Below are 22,852 nucleotides of genomic sequence, written 5' to 3'. Positions count from 1 at the left end.
CCTTAGCCCAATTCGTTCGGATCGAGTGCGCCCGGGATGTTTTTGATCTCTTCCCAGCGTTCACCCTGCAGGCGATAACCTGTTGCCGGACCGGCATAATCGTTGACATCGTTCACCGCCGAGAGCACCAGACCATCACCGACGATGATGGCGGATGTATGCAGATAGTCCCCGGTTAGCTTGGCTTTCTGGATGTTAAGCATGTCCTGCGCAACATCGCGGAAGCCGCCTTCTGCCAGCGCTTTCACCACTTCGAGGCCGTTACGGTTTTTATTGATGATCTCCTGCGCGAACTTGATGTCTTCAACGATGTTACGTTCCGGCATATCTTTCGAGCCGTGGGCGTAGGTTGCCGCTTCGACTTCTTCATCGGTGATGGGCGGCAGTCCCATGCCGGCGAAGACAGCTTGCAGCGCGCGCGCCGCTTTATTACGGATGGCAATGACGTCTTCCTCGCGTACCGGACGAAGACCACCGTCCACTTTCAGGTCGCGCTGGAGGACGTTGTAATCATCAAAATCTTCAGCATCCTCGTTCGACCCGGCGAACATGTTGTCGTAGTTTGGAACGGCGGAATAACCTGAGGAGATGAAGTCGGTCCCTGGCAGGAACTGCATCAGCAAACGTGCGGTACGGCGCATGTCTGAGTGAGTGAAGGTCTGGTCGTTACTGGATGCGCACTCCAGGTCCAGCGCGGCACAAATCAGGTTCTCTGCCAGGATGGCGCGAATACCGGACGGTACGGCTGAAGGAACACCAACGCAGCTGACGGAGCCGTTCTGCAGACCCTGTACCCCCGCAGCTTTTGTGATGTAAATGCAACGCGCTTCGAGATAAAGCATGGATTTGCCTTCGGCATAACCCATCTGCACTTCGGAGCCGGAGCCGGAGGTAAAACGCATTTTCAAACCGCGGGAGGCATAGGAAGAGGCAAGGAAACCTTTCGACCAGGGGGTGTCATCGCCATCGGTAAAGACAGGCTCGGTGCCATAGACGGAAATTGTTTCGGCATAGCAGGTGTGGCCCAGCATGCCAAGCTTAAGCTCCGTGGCTTCTTCCAGAGAACACTGGGTTAATACACCGGGACGTCCCACCTGTGAACCCACCAGTAACGCGATAGCATTAAAAGGGGCGTAGCGTGCGACGGCAACCGTGGTTTCCTGCTCGTCAAACCCGCGATAGGCGCCTTCGGCTGCATCCGCGGCAATCTGAACCGGGTTGTCTTTCACATTAGTCACGTGCGCCTGTTGGGATGGGGTACGACGCGCACGCATTTTTTGCATGGCCATCATCATTTCAACCACGTTCATGTGCGACACCACTTCCACTATCTTCGCTGGGGTCATGGCGGTGGTCAGCGGCACAATATCGCTGCGTTTGACGTTCGGATCGCAAAGCATATTGGCAAGCTTCACGGAGTCCATTTTCATTACGTCTTCTGCACGCTGCAGATTGATACCGTAGCGGGCAATAAAATGATCAATCAGGTCAAACTGGCTGACGGGTTTGCCGTCTAATTCAGTAACGACACCGTCGACGATGCGAATAGAAGGTTTAGGATCGTTGGGGCTTTCCATTGCAATAAAGCCCTCTTCAATCCACTCCTTCACGAAACCATCCTGGTTAACAGGGCGTTTCGCCAGCGCTTCAAATCTTTTCGATCTCATGAAACAGCCTCTCTGTTATCAGATGTAGGATGGGCGGTCGTTTTTCGGTTCAGAACCCAGGGTGCCCAGCACGGTTTTACCGATTTCGCGAGCAGAGATAACGGCCTGACGAACGGCGCCTGAGTCACCCGAGATGACCAGAATGGCTTCGTTACTAAAGCTGGTCCCTTTGGCAGGGGAGCTGTATGCCACCACCTCCACATTGGCGGACTTCAGCGCGGTATCAGCCATCAGCACGCCGACAGAGGCCGGTGCACCAACAATCACGCCGCAGGCCCGGCCAACAGGAGCGCCAAAGGCTTTTTCCAGGGCATAGCTGGCGCGGGCGGTGTATTGCATCTCGATGTGACCCGCTTCGTTGGCGTACACATCGCCAAAGGTGCGGTCGAGCTCTTTGAGTGCAACTTCAATGGCGCGTTTAACGTCGGAGACATCATTCCCGCCAAGGAGGATCAATGAACCATGACCAGCGCCACCTTTGGTATCACGGGGTAATTCGATGCTGACAACTTCAGTGTTGGTGGCTTTTACCGCTTCATCGGCCGCCATGATGTGTGGACCTGCCCCGGTGCGTGCACCAAGAATGCCTATGGAGCGATACCGTTTTTCGAGCTTCATTGCGTCCAGTAGCGCGCTGTCAACGTTGGCGATAACCAGACCAACCGTGTCGCCGATCGCTGTGCCGACAAATTCCGTTAAACTGCAGCTTTTTTCTGCCATAGCCGTCTCTCGTATGGGATGGATTACAGTGGGGGTGGCCTGTGATGTCGGTGCAGAAACTTTGGCAATCACCTTCGCCATGATCTGTTCCACCAGGTCATTGCTACTCATTGGCTAATTCCCTTGGGTAAGATTTTTTCTACATCAGTGTGGGGACGCGGGATAACATGTACGGCTTTCACTTCTCCCACCTGAGCGGCAGCAGCAGCGCCTGCATCCGTTGCCGCTTTCACGGCACCCACATCACCGCGAACAATCACTGTTACCAGACCAGAACCTATTTTCTCGTAGCCTACTAACATGACATTTGCGGATTTAACCATTGCATCAGCTGCTTCAACTGCCGCCGTCAAACCTTTGGTTTCCACCATTCCTAATGCTTCTTGTTGCATAAAGACCTCGATAGGGTTGCCCTGATTTTTTGAATATACAAATAAGCGAAGAAAAAGAATGGCTGACTTGGAATTACCGGCGAAACTTCCTGGGTTATTCAGGCTAAATAATTGTCTTGGATATTTTTAATGCATTGAATTTTATGGTTTATTTAAATATTCAGGCATGCCAAATTTTTGCAAACGCATTTTCATATTTTTATTTTTTAGAATGACAGGCTTCAAATGTTGTGTTATTTGCGCGTGCGAGCATTTTTTGTGAGCAAGGCTGTAAAACTCTGCATTCAAAATAACAATAATTTGTTATTTAATAATCGTAGTCATATTCAGTAAATAAGAGGCATTGCACCCTTTAACGCTATTTTTAATAGCAAAATAATGTTACTGACAGGCGATTTTTTTGGTGTTTTGTCTGCGAGGTTGCCAACACTTTTTAATAACACATTTCTATAGTGTGCGACGTTGTACTCTGCTGCCAGCTTCAGGCGTGCTGGTGAGAAGCGACTCTACCTGGAAGGTGACACATGAATGATTCACTTAAGGCGCAATGCATCGCCGAGTTTTTAGGCACAGGGCTTTTCTTGTTTTTTGGTATTGGTTGTTTATGCGCCATGAAAGTTGCCGGCGCATCACTGGGGCTATGGGAAATCTGCATAATCTGGGGGCTTGGAATCTCCCTGGCAGTCTACCTGACCGCAGCGATATCAGGCGCACATTTAAACCCGGCGATTACTATCGCGTTATGGCTTTTTGCCTGTTTTCCGGCGCGTAAAGTCCTGCCGTATATCGTGGCGCAAGTGGCTGGCGCGTTTGGCGGCGCGGCTATAGCGTATCTGCTTTACCATAATGTTTTTCTGGAATATGAAGCTGCACATAACCTGGTTCGTGGAAGCACTGAGAGCCTGCAGTTAGCAGGCTTGTTCAGCACCTATCCTGCCGCCGCATTAAGCGTATGGGAAGCTGCGTTAGTTGAGATTGTGATTACCTCTATCCTGATGTGTATGATCATGGCATTAACGGATGATGGTAACGGTGTGCCGCGGGGCCCGCTTGCGCCATTACTCATTGGGATACTTGTAGCGGTGATTGGAGCCTCTATGGGGCCATTGACAGGGTTTGCCATGAACCCGGCCCGCGATTTTGGTCCTAAACTTTTTCTCTTCTTCGCAGGCTGGGGCGACATTGCCTTTACTGGCGGGCGGGATATCCCTTACTTCCTCGTGCCTGTTATTGCCCCGATAATGGGTGCCTGCGGTGGTGCCGCATGTTATCGCTACCTTATTGGCAAAAATTTGCCCTGTAATCTCTGTACGTTAGAGGAAAAAGAGCACTCATAATGAGGGGTAATATTCCGCGCCGTTAAAGCAACGTTAAAAATTTATTTCGTGATCTGCTTTCACGAACGTAAGAAATCGTCTCCCAGGGATGGGAGACTTTTGTTATCTTGCATTGAGTTTATCGGCTTAACTTGTTGACAATTAACCAGCAACATTAAAAAGCTGTAAACGAACTGGTTTTTTATAACAATAAATTAAAATTAACTGAGAGGTTTTATCATGATTTCTGCGAGTGCCCTCAACTCGGAACTCATTAATAAAATCGCCCAGGATTTTGCACAAGCCACCGGTCTGGCCGTTGTTGTCGTTAATATCCACGGCGAAGAAATTTCCGAGCTTTTTAATTTCACCCCCTTTTGCCAGCTGATGCGGCAGAATCCGCAACATAGCGCCCGGTGTCGCATGAGCGATCGCTGCGGTGGTTTTGAAGCTTCGAAATCAAATCAGCCCTGCATATATCGCTGTCATGCGGGATTAACGGATTTCTCCATTCCCCTTGTTATCGCAGGTCACCTCGTAGGATTTGTGCTGTGCGGGCAGGTGCGCTTACGGGAAGGAGAGAGCGTGGAGTTAATCAATATTCTCAATGCAGATGACCGCTGGCAAACCGATCAGAAATTGATGGATGAATTTCGTAATGTGCCCGAAATGGACTATTCACGGGTAATGGCGTCCGCGGATTTGCTGAAACTCATCGTTGAAAACTGCCTTAAGAAACAGCTTAATTTTGTCGTCATCAAAGATCAGCAGCCATCCCCGGAAGCGGGAAAAACGAGTCGTAATCAGGGTCCTCACGACAGTAAGATGAAAAAGGCGCTCCGCTATATCGATGCCCATCTTTCTGACGAACTTCGTCTTGAGGATGTGGCCGCCCATGTCTACCTCAGCCCTTATTATTTCAGCAAACTGTTCAAGAAATATCAGGGTATTGGTTTTAATGCCTGGGTGAATCGGCAGAGAATGGCCAGTGCAAAAGAGATGTTGTGTCATAGCGACTGGAGCATTGCCAGTATTGCCCGCAATTTAGGATTTTCTCAAACCAGCTATTTTTGCAAAGTGTTTCGTCAGACTTATCAGGTCACACCGCAGGTCTTTCGCCTGCAAAATAATGCGAATGGTGACAGCGATTAACTTTCCAGGAACAATTTTTTGTTGTTGATGAAGGTAATGAAATGGTCTGAATTGCTGTTCTGATAAGGGCTTGAAGATATTGCATCGCAATAAATTGTTATAGCGCAACAAAATATTGCATCCATAAAGATAAACTCAACCAGTTTTTATTTCCCTGATGCGATAGATTGCAGTCAGGGCAAAATTGCCGTTTCACCTGAGCTTATATCGTGGTATCGGGTGAAGCGTGAAAATGAAGCCATCAGGTTCGCCACAACTATTTGTGGCAGGGAAGGGGGTGAGACTCCCCCGCAGCCCCCGCTGCTGTGATGCCGACAACCCCGTATAGACCACTGACCTTAGGGTCGGGAAGGACGGGCGAGGATGACGCTAAGCCAGAAGACCGACCTGACAGGTGACACTCAACAACTTCGGTGGGAAGTCGGTTGCAGAGACGCGTACAGTCATAGCACTGGGACCACGCGCATCCCGACGCAGCCTTTCCACCCTTAACGGGGTTTTAAAGGATGTCTGACAAGCGTTGTGCCTTTATTCTTGCCGGAACCGGCAGCGGCTGTGGGAAAACCACCGTCACGCTCGGTTTGCTGAGGGCCTTACAACAGCGCGGCATGCGGGTGCAACCTTTTAAAGCAGGACCCGATTACCTCGATACCGCCTGGCATACGGCGATTACCGGCATCCCCTCCCGTAACCTCGACAGTTTTATGCTGCCCGACTCCACCCTGAATGCGCTGTTCAGCCAGCAGATGCAACATACTGATGTGGCGGTGATTGAGGGGGTAATGGGGCTGTATGACGGCTATGGCGTTGACCCCGATTATTGCAGTAGTGCGGCACTGGCCAAACAACTTGGCGTGCCGGTTATTCTGCTGGTGGATGGCAAAGCGGTCTCTACCTCCGTTGCGGCCACGGTGATGGGATTCCAGCATTTCGACCCGAAAGTACGCATCGTTGGCACGATTGTTAACCGTGTTAACAGCGACAACCATTACCATCTGCTTAAACAGGCCATTGAGCACTATTGTGGTATTCCCGTGCTGGGATATATCCCGGTCAGCGCCGGGGTGGTATTACCTGAACGCCATCTTGGGCTGGTGACCGCCCGGGAGTCGATGGTTGACGCTCAGGCCTGGCAGGATTTCGCCGCGCGCCTGGAGCAAACGGTTGATATCAACACACTCCTCTCGTTAACGGCGCTCGACACGTTGCCACAAGGAGAGTGGCCTGCGCTCCCTGCCCGGGATGCCGGGGCAGGATTAACCCTTGCCCTCGCTGATGATGAAGCATTCAATTTCTACTACCCGGATAACCTGCAACTGCTGAAAAACGCTGGCGTGACTATTGTCCGCTTCAGCCCGCTTCATGACACAGAATTGCCGGAGTGCCAGATGCTGTGGCTTGGCGGAGGTTATCCGGAACTGCATGCTCGCGCGCTTGCGGCTAACACCCTCATGCTGGAAGCCATTCGCAATGCACATCATCGTGGTGTCGCCATTTACGCGGAGTGCGGCGGGTTGATGTATCTGGGCTCCTCCCTGCGTGATGCCGAAGGCCAGATGCATACCCTGGCGGGCGTCATCCCCGGTCACAGCGAGATGGGCAAACGACTGACCCGCTTTGGCTACTGCGAAGCCACCGCCCGCCAGCCAACGCTGCTGGCGGATGAAGGTGAAACGCTGCGCGGGCATGAATTCCACTACTCCGATTTTACCCCCGTTCATGAAGCCGTGATGGACTGCCAGAAGAGGCGGGATAATGCAGTACTGGCGAAATGGCAGGGTGGCTGGCAGGTGGGTAACACGTACGCCAGCTACCTGCACGTTCATTTTGCCCAGCGCCCGCAAATGCTTAACCGCTGGATAAAGGCCGCAAGGAGCGCGGTATGACGATCCTGGCCTGGGGCGTGGCCTGGCTTCTGGACCGCTGGCTGGGCGACCCTGCGCACTGGCCGCATCCGGTGCGCTGGATTGGCACCTTGATCACGCTTACACAGCATATCGTTCGCCGGTTCTGCCATTCCGATACCGCTCTGCGCATTGGCGGAGGGGTAATGTGGCTGGTCGTGGTCGGTGTCACCTGGGCTGTCGCCTGGGGAGGATTACAGCTCGCCACCCTCATTCACCCCTGGTTCGGATGGTGCGTGGAGGTGTGGATGATCTACACCCTGCTGGCGGCCCGTTGCCTGGACGACGCGGCGCGTGAGGTGGAGCGGGCACTACGCCACGGCACCTTAAGCGAAAGCCGGGAAAAGCTCTCGTGGATTGTGGGGCGCGATACCTCGCAGCTGCAATCACCGCAAATTACCCGCGCGGTGGTGGAGACCGTGGCTGAAAACACGGTTGATGGCGTTATTGCCCCTTTGTTCTTCCTCTTACTGGGCGGTGCGCCGCTGGCAATGGCCTACAAAGCTGTGAATACCCTGGATTCGATGGTCGGCTACAAGCATGAAAAATACCGTGCTATTGGCATGGTCAGCGCGCGCCTTGACGACGTCGCCAACTTTGTTCCGGCGCGATTGAGCTGGCTGCTGCTGAGCCTGGCTGCCGGGCTCTGCCGACTGAACGCGGCCAGGGCGCTGCATGTGGGCTGGCGCGATCGCCGAAACCATAGCAGCCCCAACTGCGCATGGCCGGAGGGCAGTGTGGCCGGTGCGCTGGGGGTGCGTCTTGGTGGCCCCAATGATTATTTCGGTGAACGCGTGGAGAAGCCCTGGATTGGTGATGACCTGCGCACCATCACGGTGGAGGACATCACGCACACCATCCGCCTGATGTGGGTGGCGTCCACGCTGGCGCTGATCTTGTTTGCGCTTACGCACGTTATGCTGGCAGGAGCAGCATTGATATGAAAACGATGGATTACTTACAGCAACCCCAGGCCATTGAAGACAAAAGCTTTGTCATTATTGGCGACATCATTCGCGACACGCGGCCTGATTACCGTTTTGCCAGCCCACTGCACGAAGCCATCATAAAACGCGTCATTCATACCACCGCTGATTTCGACTGGCTCGATATTCTCTGGTTCTCCCCGGACGCGCTGGACAATCTGAGCAACGCGCTGCGATGCGGTTGCACCCTCTATACCGACACCACCATGGCCCTTTCCGGAATAAACAAAACGCTGCTGGCGACGTTTGGGGGGGAAGTGAAGTGTTACATCAGTGACCCGCGCGTGGTACAGGTTGCCAAAGAAAACGGCATCACACGCTCGATGGCCGCAGTCGATCTGGCGTTGACCGAGAGTGGGGAAAAAGTCTTCATCTTTGGTAATGCGCCAACGGCACTGTTCCGCTTACTGGAGCAAAAAGCACAGGTGAGAGGCATCGTGGGCGTACCCGTAGGATTTGTCGGCGCGGCGGAATCCAAAGATGCGCTGGTGGAGAGTGGACTGCCCGCCATTGCGGCACTGGGCCGCAAGGGGGGCAGCAACGTCGCAGCGGCCATCGTTAATGCATTTCTTTATAGCCTGCGGGAGGCGGAATGAGCGAAGAGACGTTCGACACTCCGGTATGGCACAACGGCAAGGCGCTGCGTAAGGGTTACACCACGGGCTCCTGCGCGACCGCCGCAGCAAAAGTTGCCGCGCTGATGGTGCTGCGCCAGCACATTATTCACCAGGTGTCGATTGTCACCCCGTCAGGCGTCACGCTACGTCTGAATGTGGAATCTCCGCATATCGAAGGGCAGCAGGCTGTTGCCGCTATTCGTAAAGACGGGGGGGATGACGTTGATGCCACCCACGGTATGCTGATTTTTGCCCGCGTGAGCCTGAACGACAGCGGCGAAATTGCGCTGTCCGGCGGTGAAGGCGTAGGCAGGGTCACCCGCAAAGGTATCGGCTTACCCATCGGCAGTGCTGCCATTAACCGCACGCCGCGTCAGACCATTGAAGCGGCTGTACGCGAAGTTATTGGCCCATCGCGCGGGGCACAAGTAGAAATCTTTGCCCCGGAGGGCGACAAGCGGGCAAAGAAAACCTACAACAGCCGGCTTGGTATCCTCGGTGGCATTTCCATCATCGGCACTACCGGCATTGTCACACCGATGTCAGAAGAGAGCTGGAAACGCTCGCTGTCGCTGGAAATGGAAATGAAACGAGAAGCCGGTCTGGAGCGGGTGGTACTGGTGCCAGGTAATCATGGTGAGCGCTTCGTGCGCGAACAGATGGGCTTACCGGGCGACATCGTGGTGACCATGAGCAACTTCGTCGGTTTTATGATCGAAGAGGCGGTGCGCATGGGCTACAGGCAGATTGTCCTCATCGGACATCCGGGCAAGCTGGTAAAAATTGCCGCCGGTATCTTCCACACGCACAGCCATATTGCCGATGCGCGCATGGAAACCCTGGTGGCGCATCTGGCCCTGCTTGGCGCCCCGCACCCGCTGCTCATGCAGGTGAGCGAATGCGACACTACCGAAGCGGCGATGGAACACATCGATGCCGCAGGATTCAGCCATCTCTATAACCATCTGGCACAGCGCATCTGTCAGCGCGTCATGCTCAACCTGCGTTTTACGAAAAATCCACCCCAGTGTGATGCCGTTATGTTCTCGTTTGATAACCAGATCCTCGGCACGAATCGGCCATTCGAGGCAATTGTGGGGGATTTGCGATGCTGACCGTCGTCGGAATGGGGCCTGCAACGCTGGCGTTAATGACCCCGATGGCCCTTGATGCTATCGCCGGGGCGGAGGTGCTGGTAGGCGGTAAGCGCCACCTGGCGCAATTTCCAGACTTTAGCGGAGAACGCCGCCTCCTCGATGCAGATATTGCGGGCCTGATGCAGTGGATTTCGGCCCGCCAGGAGCAACGCGTGGTGGTGGTCGCTTCCGGCGATCCGCTTTTTTACGGTATCGGCAAACGGCTGGTCATGGAATTCGGCATCGACCAGGTGCGCATCATTCCAGGCATCAGCGCCGTGCAGTACCTCTGTGCCAGAACCGGAATCGACATGAACGAGATGTGGCTGACCAGCTCCCACGGGCGTGAGGTGGATGTGGACGCCCTGGTCCGTTCCAGCAAAACCGCAATGGTCACCGATTCCCGGTGTGGGCCACGGGAAATTGCGGCGGCGTTGACCGCACGGGGGGCCGGCGAGCGCTGGCTGGTTATCGGCGAAAACCTGGGTATGGAAAATGAGCGCATCCACTGGCTAAAGGCCCATGACGTCAGTGCGCAGTATGAAATGAACGTGGTGGTGATCCTCAATGAAAGATGAACAGTTTTTACGTGGTGAAAGCGTGCCGATGACCAAAGAAGTGGTTCGCGCGCTGGCGCTGTCCCGTCTGGATCTCGCAAGGGCGCGCCATTTGATTGACATCGGTGCCGGGACCGGCAGCGTCTCCATCGAGGCGGCGGTATGTTACCCGCAGTTGCAGATCACCGCCATCGAACGCAATCCGGCGGCGTTGGGGCTACTGGAGGAGAATTGCCAGCATTTTGGCTGTCGCAATATTGCGATTGTTTCAGGTGTGGCTCCGCTGTTTGTTGAGCAGCCTGCGGATGCGGTGTTTATGGGCGGCAGCGGGGGCAATCTGACCCAGTTGATTGACTGGTCGCTGGCGCAACTGGTTCCCGGTGGACGCCTGGTAATGACCTTTATTTTACAAGAGAACCTGAGCGCGGCGCTGAGTCACCTCGCCACCTGCAAGGTTGCGGCGCTGGACTGCCAGCAGATCCAGGTCTCGCTCCTGAACCCGCTCGGTTGCGGTCACTACTTCAGACCAAATAACCCTGTTTTTGTGATTTCCTGCGAGAAGGAAGCGTTTCATGGCTGAACAATTTAATGCACAAACCGTCTGGTTTGTTGGCGCGGGGCCGGGGGATCGCGAACTGATCACCCTCAAAGGCTACCGCTTATTGCAACAGGCGCAGGTCGTTATCTATGCCGGGTCGCTCATCAATACTGAGCTACTCGACTACTGCTCGCCGGGCGCGGAGTGCCACGACAGTGCGGGGCTACATCTGGAGCAGATTATCGACCTGATGGAAGCGGGTGTGAAAGCCGGAAAAGTGGTGGTGCGTCTGCAAACCGGTGATGTGTCGCTTTATGGGTCAGTGCGTGAGCAGGGTGAAGTGCTGACCGCTCGCGGCATCGCCTGGCAGGTCGTGCCCGGTGTAAGTGCGTTCCTTGGGGCGGCGGCGGAACTGGGGGTGGAATATACCGTCCCGGAAGTGTCGCAAAGTCTCATCATCACCCGCCTGGAAGGGCGCACGCCGGTTCCGCCACTGGAACAGCTGGAGTCTTTTGCCAGCCATCAGACCTCAATGGCGATTTACCTCTCCGTGCAGCGCATTAACCGCGTGGCAGAGCGGCTGATTGAAGGGGGTTACCCGGCTACCACGCCCGTTGCGGTGATTTATAAAGCCACCTGGCCTGAAAGCCAGACCGTGCGCGGCACGCTGGCGGATATTGCGGACAAAGTGCGCGACGCCGGGATCCGCAAAACGGCTCTGATCCTCGTTGGCGCATTTCTTGGCGAGGAGTACCACTACTCACGTCTTTATGCAGCGGACTTTAGCCATGAATACCGTAAAGCCTGAATCCATCGCTCTGTTTTGCCTGACGCCCGGCGGCGTTGCACTGGCAAACCAACTGAAACTGGCGCTGCCGATGACCTGTTACACCAGTGAAAAGTTACTGGAAGAGGGCTTTGTACCTTTTGATGGTGGATTTGCCAGCGCCCTGCGTAGCGCCTTCAGCGAACATTCGGCGCTGGTGTTTATTGGCGCGACTGGTATCGCCGTGCGGGTACTGGCACCGCTGGTCAATGACAAATTCAGCGATCCGGCGGTGATCGTGATTGATGAGCGCGGGCAGCATGTGATCAGTCTCCTCTCCGGCCATTTTGGTGGCGCTAACGAGCTTGCCCGTTACCTGGCAGGTGTGCTGGGGGCGGACCCTGTTATCACTACCGCCACGGACGTGAACGATCTGGCTGCGCTGGATACCCTCGCCTGTCAGTTGGATGCGCGGATGGAGGATCTGCGCACCGGGGTAAAGACCATCAACCACTGGCTGGTCAGCGGCAAACGCATCGGCCTGTGGTGTGACAACGCGTTACGCGCTGAGGTCGCCCGCTGCGACACACGTGGCTTTATCCCTGTGGACTCGCTGGACGCGTTACCCGACCTGACCGCACTGGTGTGTGTGACGGTGCAGGCAGCTTTACCGGAGCTTGCGGTGCCAGTGTTCAAACTGGTCCCCCGGCGGGTGATAGCAGGAATCGGTTGTCGCCGCGATACCCCGTATTCGGTGGTTTCAACCCTGCTCAACCGCCAGCTGGCGGCCCACGCGCTTGATCCTCTGGCGCTACGAGCCATCGGCAGTATCACCTTAAAAGAGCATGAAAAAGCCCTCACGCAGCTGGCGCAACATCTGCGCGTGCCGTTCGAAATTTTTAGCGCTGACGCCCTGCGTCAGCATGAACATCGCTTCCCGGCGTCTGAATTTGTCCGAAAGACAACTGGTGTGGGCAGCGTTTCCGGTCCCGCAGCCTGGCTGATGAGTCACGGGCAACTGGTGGGCGAAACCCTGCGCGAGCAGGGCGTCACTATTACTTTGGGAGTAGCACACTGATGTTAAGCGTAATCGGAATTGGCCCTGGCTCACAGGCCATGATGACCCTGGAAGCGATCGAAGCCTTACAGGCTGCAGAAATCGTTGTGGGATACAAAACCTACACTCACCTGGTGAAATCCTTCACCGGCGACAAGCAGGTGATCAAAACCGGCATGTGCAAAGAGATCGAACGCTGCCAGGCGGCGATCGAACTGGCACAGGCGGGAAAAAACGTGGCGCTTATCAGCAGCGGTGATGCCGGCATTTATGGCATGGCAGGGTTAGTACTGGAACTGGTGAGCAAACAAAAACTCGATGTGGAGGTTCGCCTGATCCCTGGCATGACCGCCAGTATCGCTGCCGCTGCTCTGCTGGGGGCACCGTTAATGCATGATTTCTGCCATATCAGCCTCAGCGATCTGCTTACTCCGTGGCCGGTGATTGAAAAACGCATTATCGCAGCGGGTGAAGCGGACTTTGTTATCTGTTTTTACAACCCGCGCAGCCGGGGGCGTGAAGGCCATCTGGCCCGCGCTTTTGAACTGCTGGCTGCCAGCAAAAGCGCCGCAACGCCGGTAGGGGTGGTGAAATCCGCCGGGCGTAAAAAAGAGGAAAAATGGCTCACCACTCTGGGTGAGATGGACTTTGAACCTGTAGACATGACCAGTCTGGTGATTGTGGGCAACAAAACCACCTATATCGCTGATGGCCTGATGATTACCCCACGGGGCTACGAGTTGTGAGGGCAGGAGAGGTGCTGGTAATGGGCGGCACCAGCGATGCGCGCCTGATATGCCAGCAACTGGACGCCGCCGGGGTGAAGTACACCCTGTCGGTTGCAACCCCTACCGGGCAGCACCTGGCGGGCGAGATCGGGGGCGAAGTGCGCTGTGGACGAATGGACTTTGACGCCATGGTGACGTGGCTTACCGAGAACCAGACGCGCTGGGTGGTGGATGCCTCTCATCCCTATGCCGAGGTGGTCAGCGATACCCTCACCCGCGCCTGCCAGCAGGTTAAGGTGCTCCTGAGTCGCTACCAGCGCCCGGACCAGCTCGAACGTCTTATACATCCGTTGCTGCACAAAGTGCCGACCCTGGAAGCGGCATGTGAAGTGGCAAAGGGGCTTGGCCAACGCGTACTTCTGACCACCGGCAGTAAAGATTTAGCACGCTGGCGCGCAGGGCTGGCTGAGAAAACCCTGCTTGCCCGCGTGCTGCCGGTGGCTGATGTGATGGTGCAGTGTGCCGAAAGCGGCTTTGGCGTGACGGAGATTTACGCCATGTGCGGGCCCTTCAGCGCCGAGTTTAACGCCGCGTTTTACCGCCAGTGCCGGGCCGATGTGGTGATAACCAAAGCCTCCGGCGCTGAAGGTGGATACCGGGAAAAAGTAGAGCCATGCCTTGATGCCGGTATCCCCTGCATCGTGATTACCCGCCCGGCGCCTGCGGTGTCGGGAGATGAGTTACTGGAAAGCCAGCAGGCCTTTGCGCAACGATTAGGGCGCTGGCTCGCCACAGAGTGAGGATAACACTATGAAAAAAGCCCTTCTGGTTATCAGTTTTGGTACCAGTTATCACGACACGTGTGAAAAAAACATTGTGGCGTGCGAGCGCGATCTGGCCGCGAGCTGCCCGGATCGTACCCTGTTCCGGGCGTTTACCTCCGGGATGATCATTCGCAAGCTGAAGCAGCGCGATAACCTGCACATTGATACCCCTTTACAGGCGCTGCAAAAACTGGCGGAGCAGGGTTATCAGGATGTCGCCATTCAGTCTCTGCATATCATTAATGGCGATGAATACGAAAAAATCGTTCGTGAAGTGCAGACCTTACGTCACCTCTTCAGTCGCATGGTCATCGGCGCGCCGCTGCTCAGTGGTCATGACGACTATATGCAGCTGATGCAGGCGCTGGCCCGCCAGATGCCTGCGCTGGCTGACGGCGAAAAGGTCGTTTTTATGGGACACGGAGCCAGCCACCATGCCTTCGCCGCTTATGCCTGCCTTGACCACATGATGGCCGCGCATCGCTTCCCGGCACGGGTCGGGGCAGTAGAAAGCTACCCGGAAATAGACGTCATCATCGATGGACTACGCCGTGAGGGTATCAGCGCGGTGCACCTGATGCCCTTGATGCTGGTGGCCGGGGATCATGCCATCAACGATATGGCATCTGACGATGAGGAGTCCTGGAAAACGCAGTTTGAGCGTGTCGGCATTAGCGCCACCCCGTGGTTACAGGGGCTGGGTGAGAACAGTGATATTCGCGCGATGTTTGTCTCACACCTGCATCAGGCGCTGGACCAACAACTGGAGGAAGCCGCATGAGTGGCATGCTTTACGCCCTGGGGATCGGGCCGGGGGCAAGCGATCTGCTTACCGTCCGTGCCGCACGCATACTGGGCAAACTGGATGTGCTTTATGCGCCGGCAGGACGACGAGGAGGCGACAGTCTGGCCCTCTCCATCGTGCGGGAGTATCTGGGGGAGCACACTGAAATCCGCGCTACCCATTTTCCCATGAGTGGTGACAGCGCGGAAAAAGAGGCGGTATGGGATGAAGTGGCGGCGGCGTTACGCGCCGAAACACTGGCAGGCAAACAGGTTGGTTTTATTACCCTTGGGGACGCCATGCTGTTCAGCACCTGGGTGTTCCTGCTGCAACGAATTGGCCGACCAGACTGGCTGGAGATAGTGCCGGGTGTGACCTCGTTCGCCGCTATCGCCGCCCGCACCCAGATCCCGCTTGCTATGGAACAACAGTCGCTGGCGGTGGTGTCCTGTACCGCACCTGAAGCGGAGATACGACAGGCGCTGGCGAACCATGAAAGTCTGGTGCTGATGAAAGTGTATGGCCGTTTTGCCCGCATTAAAGCGTTGCTGGCCGAGGTCGGGCTACTGGACAAGGCGATCATGATGGCGGAAGCCACACTACCCGCAGAGCAGTGCTGGCGGGAACTTGCTCAGGTGCAGGATGACCAGGCACTACCCTATTTTTCGACCATCCTCGTGAATAAACAGTGGGAGAGAGTATGAAACAGGAACAACAGCTCAAACGTCTGTCATTGAGCGGACTGGCAGCGGCCTTGCTGCTCATGGTGGTACCTGAGCAGGCGTTTGCTATGCACATCATGGAGGGCTTTTTACCCCCGATGTGGGCGGTAGCCTGGTGGGTGCTGTTTTTACCTTGTCTGTGGTACGGGCTGGTGCGGTTACGCCAGATTGTGGCAGAAGACAGCAATCAGAAAGTGCTGCTGGCCCTGTGCGGTGCCTTTGTTTTCGTCCTGTCGGCGCTGAAAATTCCGTCGGTCACCGGTAGCTGCTCGCATCCGACGGGGGTTGGTCTGGCCGTTATTCTCTTCGGGCCGGGCGTCGTGGCCATCCTTGGCGCTATCGTCCTGCTGTTTCAGGCGCTGCTTCTGGCCCACGGCGGTCTGACAACGCTTGGCGCCAACGGCATGTCGATGGCGGTGATTGGCCCGGTTGTGGGTTATCTGGTCTGGAAAATGGCCTGCCGCGCCGGGTTACGCCGTGATGTCTGCGTATTCTTATGCGCCATGCTGGCGGATCTGGTGACCTATTTTGTCACGTCCGTGCAGCTCGGTGTGGCCTTCCCGGACCCGGAAGCTGGCGCAACAGGTTCAGTCATGAAATTCATGGGCATCTTCTGCCTGACTCAGATCCCGATTGCCATTGCAGAAGGGTTACTGACGGTCATGATTTACGATCAACTGACCAAACGGCAACTGGTTGCCGCACAAGGACATTAAGATGAAAAAAACAGTGATTTTACTTGCGATGGTAATAGCCCTGGTGATCCTGCCGTTTTTTATCAATCACGGGGGGGAGTACGGTGGCTCAGACGGGGAAGCGGAAAGTCAGATTCAGGTTGTCGCACCGCATTATCAGCCCTGGTTCCAGCCGCTGTATGAACCGGCCAGTGGCGAAATTGAGAGCCTGCTTTTTACGCTACAGGGCTCTCTTGGTGCCGCGGTCATTTTCTACATCCTGGGTTATATGAAAGGCAGACAGCGTGATGATAAACGGGCTTGATCGCCTGAGCTATCAGAGCCGCTGGTTTACGGTCGCGCCGGAACGCAAGTTTCTGTTCTGGCTGTTGATGATGCTGCTGGCGTTTTCCCTGCCTCCGGTAGGGCAGGGGATATTGCTGGTGTGCCAGGCGGCTTTTACCTGCTGGTTGCTGCGTATGACTTTCTGGCGCTGGCTGCGCTGGATGGCGATCCCGCTGGCGTTCTTGCTGGTGGGCGTGCTGACTATCCTGTTCAGCGTCACCACTGATCCTGCCCGTCTGCTGGTGGGCGTCCCGTTGGGATCGTACTGGCTGGGTGTGATGCCGGAGGGGCTGGCGATGGCGAATGCCACCTTCTGGCGCAGCCTTGCGGCTCTGGCCGCGACCCTCTGGCTGGTGCTTAATCTGCCCTTTGTGCAGCTCATTGTGCTACTGCAAAAAGGACGAGTGCCGCGTCTGCTGACCGAGCAAATTCTGCTCATCTGGCGCTTTATTTTTATCCTGCTTGAAGAAGCAATGGCTATCCATCGGGCGCAGACGCTGCGCTTTGGGTATTGCACATTGCCGCAGGGCTACCGATCTCTGTCAATGCTGGTGGGCCTGCTATTTACCCGCGTGCTCCTGCGCTACAGGGCGCTGGCCGTCACGCTGGATGTCAAACTTTATCAGGGTGATTTTCACCTGTAAGGAACGTAATGCTGGCAACCGATGAGCTATGGTTCAACTACCAGGATGCGCCAACGCTTAAGGGGCTTACGCTCGATTTTTCCTCTCAGCCGGTTACCGGGCTGGTGGGCGCGAACGGCTGCGGAAAATCGACGCTGTTTATGAACCTGAACGGCATTTTGCGCCCGCAGCAGGGGAAGGTCCTGTGGCAGGGTAAACCGCTGGATTACAGCAAGCGCGGGATGCTCGCGCTGCGCCAGCAGGTGGCCACCGTCTTTCAGGACCCGGATCAGCAGATTTTTTATACCGATATCGACAGTGACATTGCCTTTGCCCTGCGTAACCTCGGCGTGCCAGCGCCGGAAATCGCCCGGCGTATCGATGATGCCCTGACCCTGGTGGATGCCCACGCCTTCCGCCATCAGCCAGTCCAGTGTCTGAGCCACGGGCAGAAAAAGCGCGTAGCCATAGCCGGGGCGTTGGTATTGCAGGCTAAATACCTGTTGCTCGATGAACCAACGGCGGGTCTCGACCCCTCCGGGCGGGCGCAAATGATTGACATCATTCAGCGTATCGTGGCTCAGGGAGATCATGTGGTGATCTCCAGCCATGATATTGATTTGATTTATGAAGTCTGCGATGCGGTGTATGTTCTACGCCGTGGCGAACTGCTGGCTGAAGGCACACCGGCAGAGGTCTTTACCCAAAAAACGCTGATTGAACAGGCCGGGCTGACTCAGCCGTGGCTGGTAAAAATGCACACCGAACTGGGCATGCCGCTTTGCAGAAACGAAGCCGCATTTTTTGCTTCTGTACAGGCAACAATGATTAAGGAGGCGTCATGACGCTGGCAATTATGCTTCAGGGAACCGCCTCAGACGTGGGTAAAAGCGTACTGGTGGCGGGGCTGTGCCGCATCCTGCATCAGGACGGGCTGAAGACTGCACCCTTTAAATCGCAAAATATGGCGCTCAACTCGGGTATCACGCCCGACGGCCAGGAGATGGGGCGTGCGCAGATTTTTCAGGCCGAAGCGGCAGGTATTGTACCGGACGTGCGCATGAATCCGGTGCTGCTCAAGCCCACAAGCGATCGTAAAGCGCAGGTGGTGCTGATGGGCAAAGTGGCAACAGATATGGATGCCGTCCGTTATCATGAATATAAGCCTCACCTGCGCGAACAAATTACCGATGTCTATCAGAGCCTCGGACGCGAGTATGATGCCATTGTGCTCGAAGGGGCGGGGAGTCCGGCGGAAATTAACCTGCGCGATCGTGATATCGTCAACATGGGCATGGCGGAAATGGCCCAGTGCCCGGTGGTGCTGGTAGCAGACATCGACCGCGGCGGGGTATTCGCCTCCATTTATGGCACGCTTGCCCTGCTGCAGGAGCACGAGCGCTGGCGTGTAAAAGGGGTCATCATCAATAAATTCCGTGGTGACGTTACCTTGTTAACGCCTGGCATTAAGCAGATTGAAGCGCTGACCGGCGTCCCGGTGCTCGGGGTGATGCCGTGGCTGGAGGTGGATTTAGAAGATGAGGATGGCGTGGCGCTCCAGCGGGGTAAATACCTGCGCACCGGGGAACGGGCTATCGATATTGCCGTAATCCAGTTGCCGCACATTTCAAACTTCACCGACTTTAACGCCCTGGCAGCCCAGCCTGATATACGAGTGCACTATGTTCGTTCCCCCGACGAGCTGCAAGCGACCGATCTCATCATTTTACCGGGCAGTAAAAATACATTGGGCGATCTCAGCTGGCTACAGGAGAGCGGACTGGCACAGGCGGTGCTGCAGGCCAGTCGTGACGGCGTCCCGGTGCTCGGGGTATGTGGCGGCTATCAGATGCTCGGTGAAACCATCATTGATGACGTGGAGTCCTGCCTGGGGACGCTGCCCGGACTGGGATTGCTGAACACGGTCACCCGGTTTGCTGTTAACAAAACCACTACGCTTGTGAAAGCAAGGGTACAAACGGCACTCCCCGGCCTGCTGGCCGGTTGTGGCAACCTTGAACTCAGCGGCTACGAAATTCACATGGGCGAAACTCTTTTACAGGCGGGTTGCCGTCCGCTGTTGTGGCTGGAGAAGAACGGCGCGCAGGTGGCCGATGGCGCGGTCAGCGAGAATGGTCTGGTGTTCGGCACCTACCTGCACGGCCTTTTCGACAGCGACGAATTTACCCGCACGCTGATAAACGCGCTGCGAACCCGCAAAGGACTCCCCGCGCTGGATATCGCCGTGGACTATGCGCATTACAAATCCCGGCAGTTCGATCTGCTGGCAGATGCCATGCGTAAAAATATCGACATCGACAGGATCTATCAGATTATGCATCAGCACCAGGAGCAGCCATGTTAACGCTGGTTACCGGCGGCGCGCGCAGCGGAAAAAGCCGCCATGCCGAATCGCTCGTCGCAGGCGCGCAAGAGGTTCTCTATATTGCCACCTCCCAGATTTATGACGCAGAGATGGCCGCGCGCATTCAGCACCATCGCGACGGACGTCCCGCCCACTGGCGCACCGAAGAGCGATGGCAGGATCTGGCGGAGATCATTACCGCTCACAGTAAGCCAGACGACGCCGTTCTGCTGGAGTGCATTACCACGATGGTGACGAACCTGCTGTTTGCCCACGGCGGCGACAGCGATCCGGACGGCTGGGATTACGATGTGCTTGAAGCACGGGTGCATCATGAAATTGAAACGCTTATCGCCGCCTGCGCCCGCTGCCCCGCGACGGTAGTGCTGGTAACCAACGAAGTGGGGATGGGGATCGTCCCGGAAAACCGCCTCGCCCGCCATTTTCGCGATATTGCCGGGCGCGTGAATCAGCGTCTGGCGCAGGCTGCCGATGAGGTCTGGCTGGTCGTCTCCGGGATTGGAGTCAAAATCAAATGAAACTGTTATGGGCAACCTTCGCCTTTATTACCCGGCTGCCGGTGCCTGAGCGCTGGACTCATGGGCTGGAAACCAAAGACTACGTGCGCTGCATTGTAAATTTTCCGCTGGTAGGGCTGACGCTCGGCGCGCTCAGTGGCGTGGTCTGGATGGTGCTTGAGCCCTGGTGCGGTACCCCGCTGGCGGCACTCTTTACCCTGCTTGCCCTGGCACTGCTCACCGGCGGTTTTCATCTTGATGGGCTGGCGGATACGTGCGACGGCGTCTTCTCCGCCCGCACACGTGAGCGGATGCTGGAGATCATGCGCGACAGCCGCCTTGGTACCCACGGTGGGCTGGCGCTGGTGTTTGTGCTGGTGGCAAAAATTCTGGTCATCAGCGAACTGAGCTTGCGCGGTTTGTCGATACCCGCCGCGCTGGGTGCTGCCTGTGCTGCCGGGCGCGGTTGTGCGGTGGTGATGATGTACGGTCACCGCTATGCCCGTGAAGAGGGGCTGGGGAATCTCTTTATTGGCAAGGTCACCTTGCGTCAGACCCTGATTACGCTGGCACTGGCGCTGGCGATTGCCATCGGCCTTGAAGGCATGAAAGGGGTGATGGCGCTGCTTGTCACAGCGATTGCGATTTGTGCGCTTGGCCTGATGCTCAAACGCACGCTGGGCGGGCAGACGGGCGACACGCTCGGTGCTGCCATTGAACTGGGTGAGCTGGTCTTTCTTCTGGCGCTGCTCTGAGCAGCCCGTTAAACCTGATGAGAACTTCTATGCAAACACTGACTTCGATACTGGCCGCTATTCCAGCACCCGACAAAAATGCGATGGCTCATGCGCAACACCACATCGACGGGTTGCTTAAGCCACCGGGTAGCCTCGGGCGACTGGAGTCGCTGGCAGTGCAGCTTGCCGGGTTGCCGGGGCTTGGCGGCAAACCACAAATTGGCAGGAAGGCGATTGTGGTGATGTGCGCGGATCATGGTGTCTGGCATGAGGGCGTCGCCATTTCGCCGCAGATCGTCACGGCGATTCAGGCGGCCAATATGACCCAGGGCACCACCGGCGTCTGCGTGCTGGCAGCCCAGGCGGGAGCAACAGTGCATGTACTGGACGTCGGGATCGACAGCGACCCTCTGCCGGGGCTTGTGAATATGAAGGTCGCGCGCGGCAGTGGCAACATTGCGCAGGGCCCGGCGATGAGTGCAGGGCAGGCGCAGGAGCTGCTGCTGGAGACCATTCGCTATACTCGTGAACTGGCCGCTGAGGGTGTTCAGCTGTTTGGTGTGGGTGAGCTTGGCATGGCAAACACCACCCCGGCGGCGGCAATGGTCAGCGTACTGACAGGAGAGGAGCCAGAAGCCGTAGTAGGAATCGGCGCCAATCTGCCGGCATCGCAACTCGGCCATAAAGCCCAGGTGGTACGCCGGGCGATTGCCATCAACCAGCCGGATGCCCGTGACGGACTCGACGTGCTGGCAAAAGTGGGCGGTTTTGATCTGCTGGGGATGACCGGAGTAATGCTGGGAGCCGCCTCCTGTGGCCTGCCGGTGGTGCTCGATGGCTATCTCTCTTACGCCTCGGCGCTGGCGGCCTGCCGCATTGAACCTAAAGTGAAGGATTATCTCATTCCGTCTCATTTGTCGGCGGAAAAAGGGGCGCGCATTGCCCTGCAAAATCTTGGGCTGGAGCCGTATCTCAATATGGGGATGCGTCTGGGAGAGGGCAGTGGCGCGGCGCTGGCGATGCAACTGGTGGATGCCGCCTGCGCGATGCACAACAACATGGGCACGCTTGCCAGCAGCAATATCGTGTTGCCGGAAACGAAGTAACAGACTGCGCGATGGGTTCCCTCGATCTTTGCGACCCTGGGGCACGTTCACGGGTTCTGGCGTGACAGAAAAGCAAGGAACATAAGGTGAACGGAATAACCCTCAGAGCCGCATGTTTCCCCTCACCCTAACCCTCACGCCGGAGGGGCGAGGGAACCGTTCATGTCTGCTTTTATTGCGGGAGAGTCAGCATATTGGGGCGAGTACAACACGCTATTCCCTAAGCCTTTCCCTCCCGCATCACCTTCAGCAGTGTATCCACCAGCCCAGGAAAACGGGCGTCTAAATCTTCCCGGCGCAGCGAAATCATATTTTCGCGTCCCTGGGGGCGCTGCCAGATGACGCCACTGTCGCGTAGCACTCGCCAGTGGTGGGTCATCGTGGACTTTGCTATTTCCTCCGGGCGTAACGCATTGCAGCTCAGTTCAGTGCCATCGGCGAGTCGCTTGACCATCGCCAGACGCAGCGGGTTGCCCAGCGCAAAAAGGACGTTTTCCAGCAGTATTTGTTCGGTATCGGGATGATTTGGGATCATTTGGCTCCAGGCGTCATAGGGTTGAGCGATATCAACAATCGCTCAATCATAAGAAAATAGTTCGAACATACTCGTACAATAGG

Annotated in this window: 26 protein-coding genes and 1 riboswitch; of the genes, 22 read left to right on the top strand and 4 right to left on the bottom strand. The window is 56.2% G+C overall.

Annotation, left to right across the window (positions count from 1 at the left end):
* Nucleotides 1-2: 2 nt before the first annotated feature.
* The 3 genes from pduC to pduA are packed head-to-tail and all read right to left on the bottom strand — an operon-like array spanning nucleotide 3 to nucleotide 2,779.
* Nucleotides 3-1,667, bottom strand: a complete 1,665-nt coding sequence (pduC, locus tag KXR87_RS06400; RefSeq protein ID WP_437431421.1) for a propanediol dehydratase large subunit PduC — start codon at nucleotides 1,665-1,667, stop codon at nucleotides 3-5.
* Between the two features lie 18 nt (nucleotides 1,668-1,685).
* Nucleotides 1,686-2,498 carry a propanediol utilization microcompartment protein PduB gene (pduB, locus tag KXR87_RS06395; RefSeq protein WP_437431420.1) on the bottom strand — a complete coding sequence of 271 codons (813 nt, stop codon included), beginning with the start codon at nucleotides 2,496-2,498 and terminating at the stop codon, nucleotides 1,686-1,688.
* Nucleotides 2,495-2,779, bottom strand: coding sequence for a propanediol utilization microcompartment protein PduA (gene pduA / locus KXR87_RS06390; RefSeq protein ID WP_437431419.1), 285 nt, complete (start codon nucleotides 2,777-2,779; stop codon nucleotides 2,495-2,497). Before pduA ends, pduB begins: the two co-directional genes overlap by 4 nt.
* 524 nt (nucleotides 2,780-3,303) lie before the next feature.
* On the opposite strand from pduA, the gene pduF reads away from it, so the two are divergent.
* The 22 genes from pduF to cobT all read left to right on the top strand — a co-directional run bounded on the left by pduF (nucleotide 3,304) and on the right by cobT (nucleotide 22,234).
* Nucleotides 3,304-4,116, top strand: coding sequence for a propanediol diffusion facilitator PduF (pduF, locus tag KXR87_RS06385; protein ID WP_437431418.1), 813 nt, complete (start codon nucleotides 3,304-3,306; stop codon nucleotides 4,114-4,116).
* A 219-nt stretch (nucleotides 4,117-4,335) separates the two neighbouring features.
* A complete protein-coding gene (pocR, locus tag KXR87_RS06380) occupies nucleotides 4,336-5,247 on the top strand; it encodes a transcriptional regulator PocR (protein WP_437431417.1) in 912 nt (303 codons plus the stop codon).
* A gap of 226 nt (nucleotides 5,248-5,473) precedes the next feature.
* A riboswitch (cobalamin riboswitch) is annotated at nucleotides 5,474-5,652 on the top strand.
* Between the two features lie 101 nt (nucleotides 5,653-5,753).
* Nucleotides 5,754-7,133 (top strand): cobyrinate a,c-diamide synthase, encoded by a 1,380-nt coding sequence (locus KXR87_RS06375; protein ID WP_437431416.1) that lies wholly within the window; start codon nucleotides 5,754-5,756, stop codon nucleotides 7,131-7,133.
* Nucleotides 7,130-8,095 carry an adenosylcobinamide-phosphate synthase CbiB gene (gene cbiB, locus KXR87_RS06370; RefSeq protein ID WP_437431415.1) on the top strand — a complete coding sequence of 322 codons (966 nt, stop codon included), beginning with the start codon at nucleotides 7,130-7,132 and terminating at the stop codon, nucleotides 8,093-8,095. Before KXR87_RS06375 ends, cbiB begins: the two co-directional genes overlap by 4 nt.
* 5 nt (nucleotides 8,096-8,100) lie before the next feature.
* The gene (locus KXR87_RS06365) at nucleotides 8,101-8,733 is read left to right on the top strand and encodes a cobalt-precorrin-8 methylmutase (protein ID WP_437431527.1); all 633 of its coding nucleotides are present in this window, start codon (nucleotides 8,101-8,103) and stop codon (nucleotides 8,731-8,733) included.
* Entirely contained in the window at nucleotides 8,730-9,869 is a 1,140-nt protein-coding gene (gene cbiD / locus KXR87_RS06360; protein ID WP_437431414.1) for a cobalt-precorrin-5B (C(1))-methyltransferase CbiD, read from the top strand. The genes KXR87_RS06365 and cbiD overlap by 4 nt, the downstream gene beginning before the upstream one ends.
* Nucleotides 9,863-10,468: a precorrin-6y C5,15-methyltransferase (decarboxylating) subunit CbiE gene (cbiE, locus tag KXR87_RS06355; RefSeq protein WP_437431413.1), complete on the top strand. Its 606-nt coding sequence runs from the start codon at nucleotides 9,863-9,865 to the stop codon at nucleotides 10,466-10,468. The genes cbiD and cbiE overlap by 7 nt, the downstream gene beginning before the upstream one ends.
* A complete protein-coding gene (locus KXR87_RS06350; RefSeq protein WP_437431412.1) occupies nucleotides 10,458-11,027 on the top strand; it encodes a decarboxylating cobalt-precorrin-6B (C(15))-methyltransferase in 570 nt (189 codons plus the stop codon). The genes cbiE and KXR87_RS06350 overlap by 11 nt, the downstream gene beginning before the upstream one ends.
* The gene (locus KXR87_RS06345) at nucleotides 11,020-11,793 is read left to right on the top strand and encodes a cobalt-precorrin-4 methyltransferase (protein ID WP_437431411.1); all 774 of its coding nucleotides are present in this window, start codon (nucleotides 11,020-11,022) and stop codon (nucleotides 11,791-11,793) included. The genes KXR87_RS06350 and KXR87_RS06345 overlap by 8 nt, the downstream gene beginning before the upstream one ends.
* A complete protein-coding gene (gene cbiG / locus KXR87_RS06340; RefSeq protein ID WP_437431410.1) occupies nucleotides 11,774-12,829 on the top strand; it encodes a cobalt-precorrin 5A hydrolase in 1,056 nt (351 codons plus the stop codon). The genes KXR87_RS06345 and cbiG overlap by 20 nt, the downstream gene beginning before the upstream one ends.
* Nucleotides 12,829-13,554: a precorrin-3B C(17)-methyltransferase gene (locus tag KXR87_RS06335; protein ID WP_437431409.1), complete on the top strand. Its 726-nt coding sequence runs from the start codon at nucleotides 12,829-12,831 to the stop codon at nucleotides 13,552-13,554. The genes cbiG and KXR87_RS06335 overlap by 1 nt, the downstream gene beginning before the upstream one ends.
* Complete coding sequence (locus KXR87_RS06330) at nucleotides 13,551-14,336, top strand: cobalt-precorrin-6A reductase (RefSeq protein ID WP_437431408.1); 786 nt, start codon at nucleotides 13,551-13,553, stop codon at nucleotides 14,334-14,336. Before KXR87_RS06335 ends, KXR87_RS06330 begins: the two co-directional genes overlap by 4 nt.
* A gap of 10 nt (nucleotides 14,337-14,346) precedes the next feature.
* A complete protein-coding gene (cbiK, locus tag KXR87_RS06325; protein WP_437431407.1) occupies nucleotides 14,347-15,141 on the top strand; it encodes a sirohydrochlorin cobaltochelatase in 795 nt (264 codons plus the stop codon).
* On the top strand, nucleotides 15,138-15,848 hold the full coding sequence (locus KXR87_RS06320; protein ID WP_437431406.1) for a cobalt-factor II C(20)-methyltransferase: 711 nt from the start codon (nucleotides 15,138-15,140) through the stop codon (nucleotides 15,846-15,848). The genes cbiK and KXR87_RS06320 overlap by 4 nt, the downstream gene beginning before the upstream one ends.
* Nucleotides 15,845-16,582 carry a cobalt ECF transporter S component CbiM gene (cbiM, locus tag KXR87_RS06315; protein ID WP_437431405.1) on the top strand — a complete coding sequence of 246 codons (738 nt, stop codon included), beginning with the start codon at nucleotides 15,845-15,847 and terminating at the stop codon, nucleotides 16,580-16,582. The genes KXR87_RS06320 and cbiM overlap by 4 nt, the downstream gene beginning before the upstream one ends.
* Nucleotide 16,583: 1 nt before the next feature.
* Complete coding sequence (locus KXR87_RS06310) at nucleotides 16,584-16,865, top strand: energy-coupling factor ABC transporter substrate-binding protein (RefSeq protein WP_437431404.1); 282 nt, start codon at nucleotides 16,584-16,586, stop codon at nucleotides 16,863-16,865.
* Nucleotides 16,852-17,529 (top strand): energy-coupling factor ABC transporter transmembrane protein, encoded by a 678-nt coding sequence (locus KXR87_RS06305; protein WP_437431526.1) that lies wholly within the window; start codon nucleotides 16,852-16,854, stop codon nucleotides 17,527-17,529. Before KXR87_RS06310 ends, KXR87_RS06305 begins: the two co-directional genes overlap by 14 nt.
* 8 nt (nucleotides 17,530-17,537) lie before the next feature.
* A complete protein-coding gene (locus KXR87_RS06300) occupies nucleotides 17,538-18,353 on the top strand; it encodes an energy-coupling factor ABC transporter ATP-binding protein (RefSeq protein WP_437431403.1) in 816 nt (271 codons plus the stop codon).
* Nucleotides 18,350-19,873: a cobyric acid synthase gene (locus KXR87_RS06295; RefSeq protein WP_437431402.1), complete on the top strand. Its 1,524-nt coding sequence runs from the start codon at nucleotides 18,350-18,352 to the stop codon at nucleotides 19,871-19,873. Before KXR87_RS06300 ends, KXR87_RS06295 begins: the two co-directional genes overlap by 4 nt.
* The gene (gene cobU / locus KXR87_RS06290) at nucleotides 19,867-20,412 is read left to right on the top strand and encodes a bifunctional adenosylcobinamide kinase/adenosylcobinamide-phosphate guanylyltransferase (protein WP_437431401.1); all 546 of its coding nucleotides are present in this window, start codon (nucleotides 19,867-19,869) and stop codon (nucleotides 20,410-20,412) included. The genes KXR87_RS06295 and cobU overlap by 7 nt, the downstream gene beginning before the upstream one ends.
* Nucleotides 20,409-21,146, top strand: coding sequence for an adenosylcobinamide-GDP ribazoletransferase (gene cobS, locus KXR87_RS06285; RefSeq protein ID WP_437431400.1), 738 nt, complete (start codon nucleotides 20,409-20,411; stop codon nucleotides 21,144-21,146). Before cobU ends, cobS begins: the two co-directional genes overlap by 4 nt.
* Nucleotides 21,147-21,175: 29 nt before the next feature.
* Nucleotides 21,176-22,234 carry a nicotinate-nucleotide--dimethylbenzimidazole phosphoribosyltransferase gene (cobT, locus tag KXR87_RS06280; RefSeq protein ID WP_437431399.1) on the top strand — a complete coding sequence of 353 codons (1,059 nt, stop codon included), beginning with the start codon at nucleotides 21,176-21,178 and terminating at the stop codon, nucleotides 22,232-22,234.
* A gap of 220 nt (nucleotides 22,235-22,454) precedes the next feature.
* Here the strand turns inward: cobT and KXR87_RS06275 are convergent, their stop codons facing one another.
* The gene (locus KXR87_RS06275) at nucleotides 22,455-22,769 is read right to left on the bottom strand and encodes an ArsR/SmtB family transcription factor (protein ID WP_437431398.1); all 315 of its coding nucleotides are present in this window, start codon (nucleotides 22,767-22,769) and stop codon (nucleotides 22,455-22,457) included.
* Nucleotides 22,770-22,852: the final 83 nt, after the last annotated feature.

Source organism: Yokenella regensburgei (genome assembly GCF_051486985.1).
In the GTDB taxonomy this organism is placed as follows: Bacteria; Pseudomonadota; Gammaproteobacteria; order Enterobacterales; family Enterobacteriaceae; genus CBFFRJ01.
Note: the sequence above shows the minus strand (reverse complement) of the source record. Positions and strands in the feature narration are given on the sequence as shown.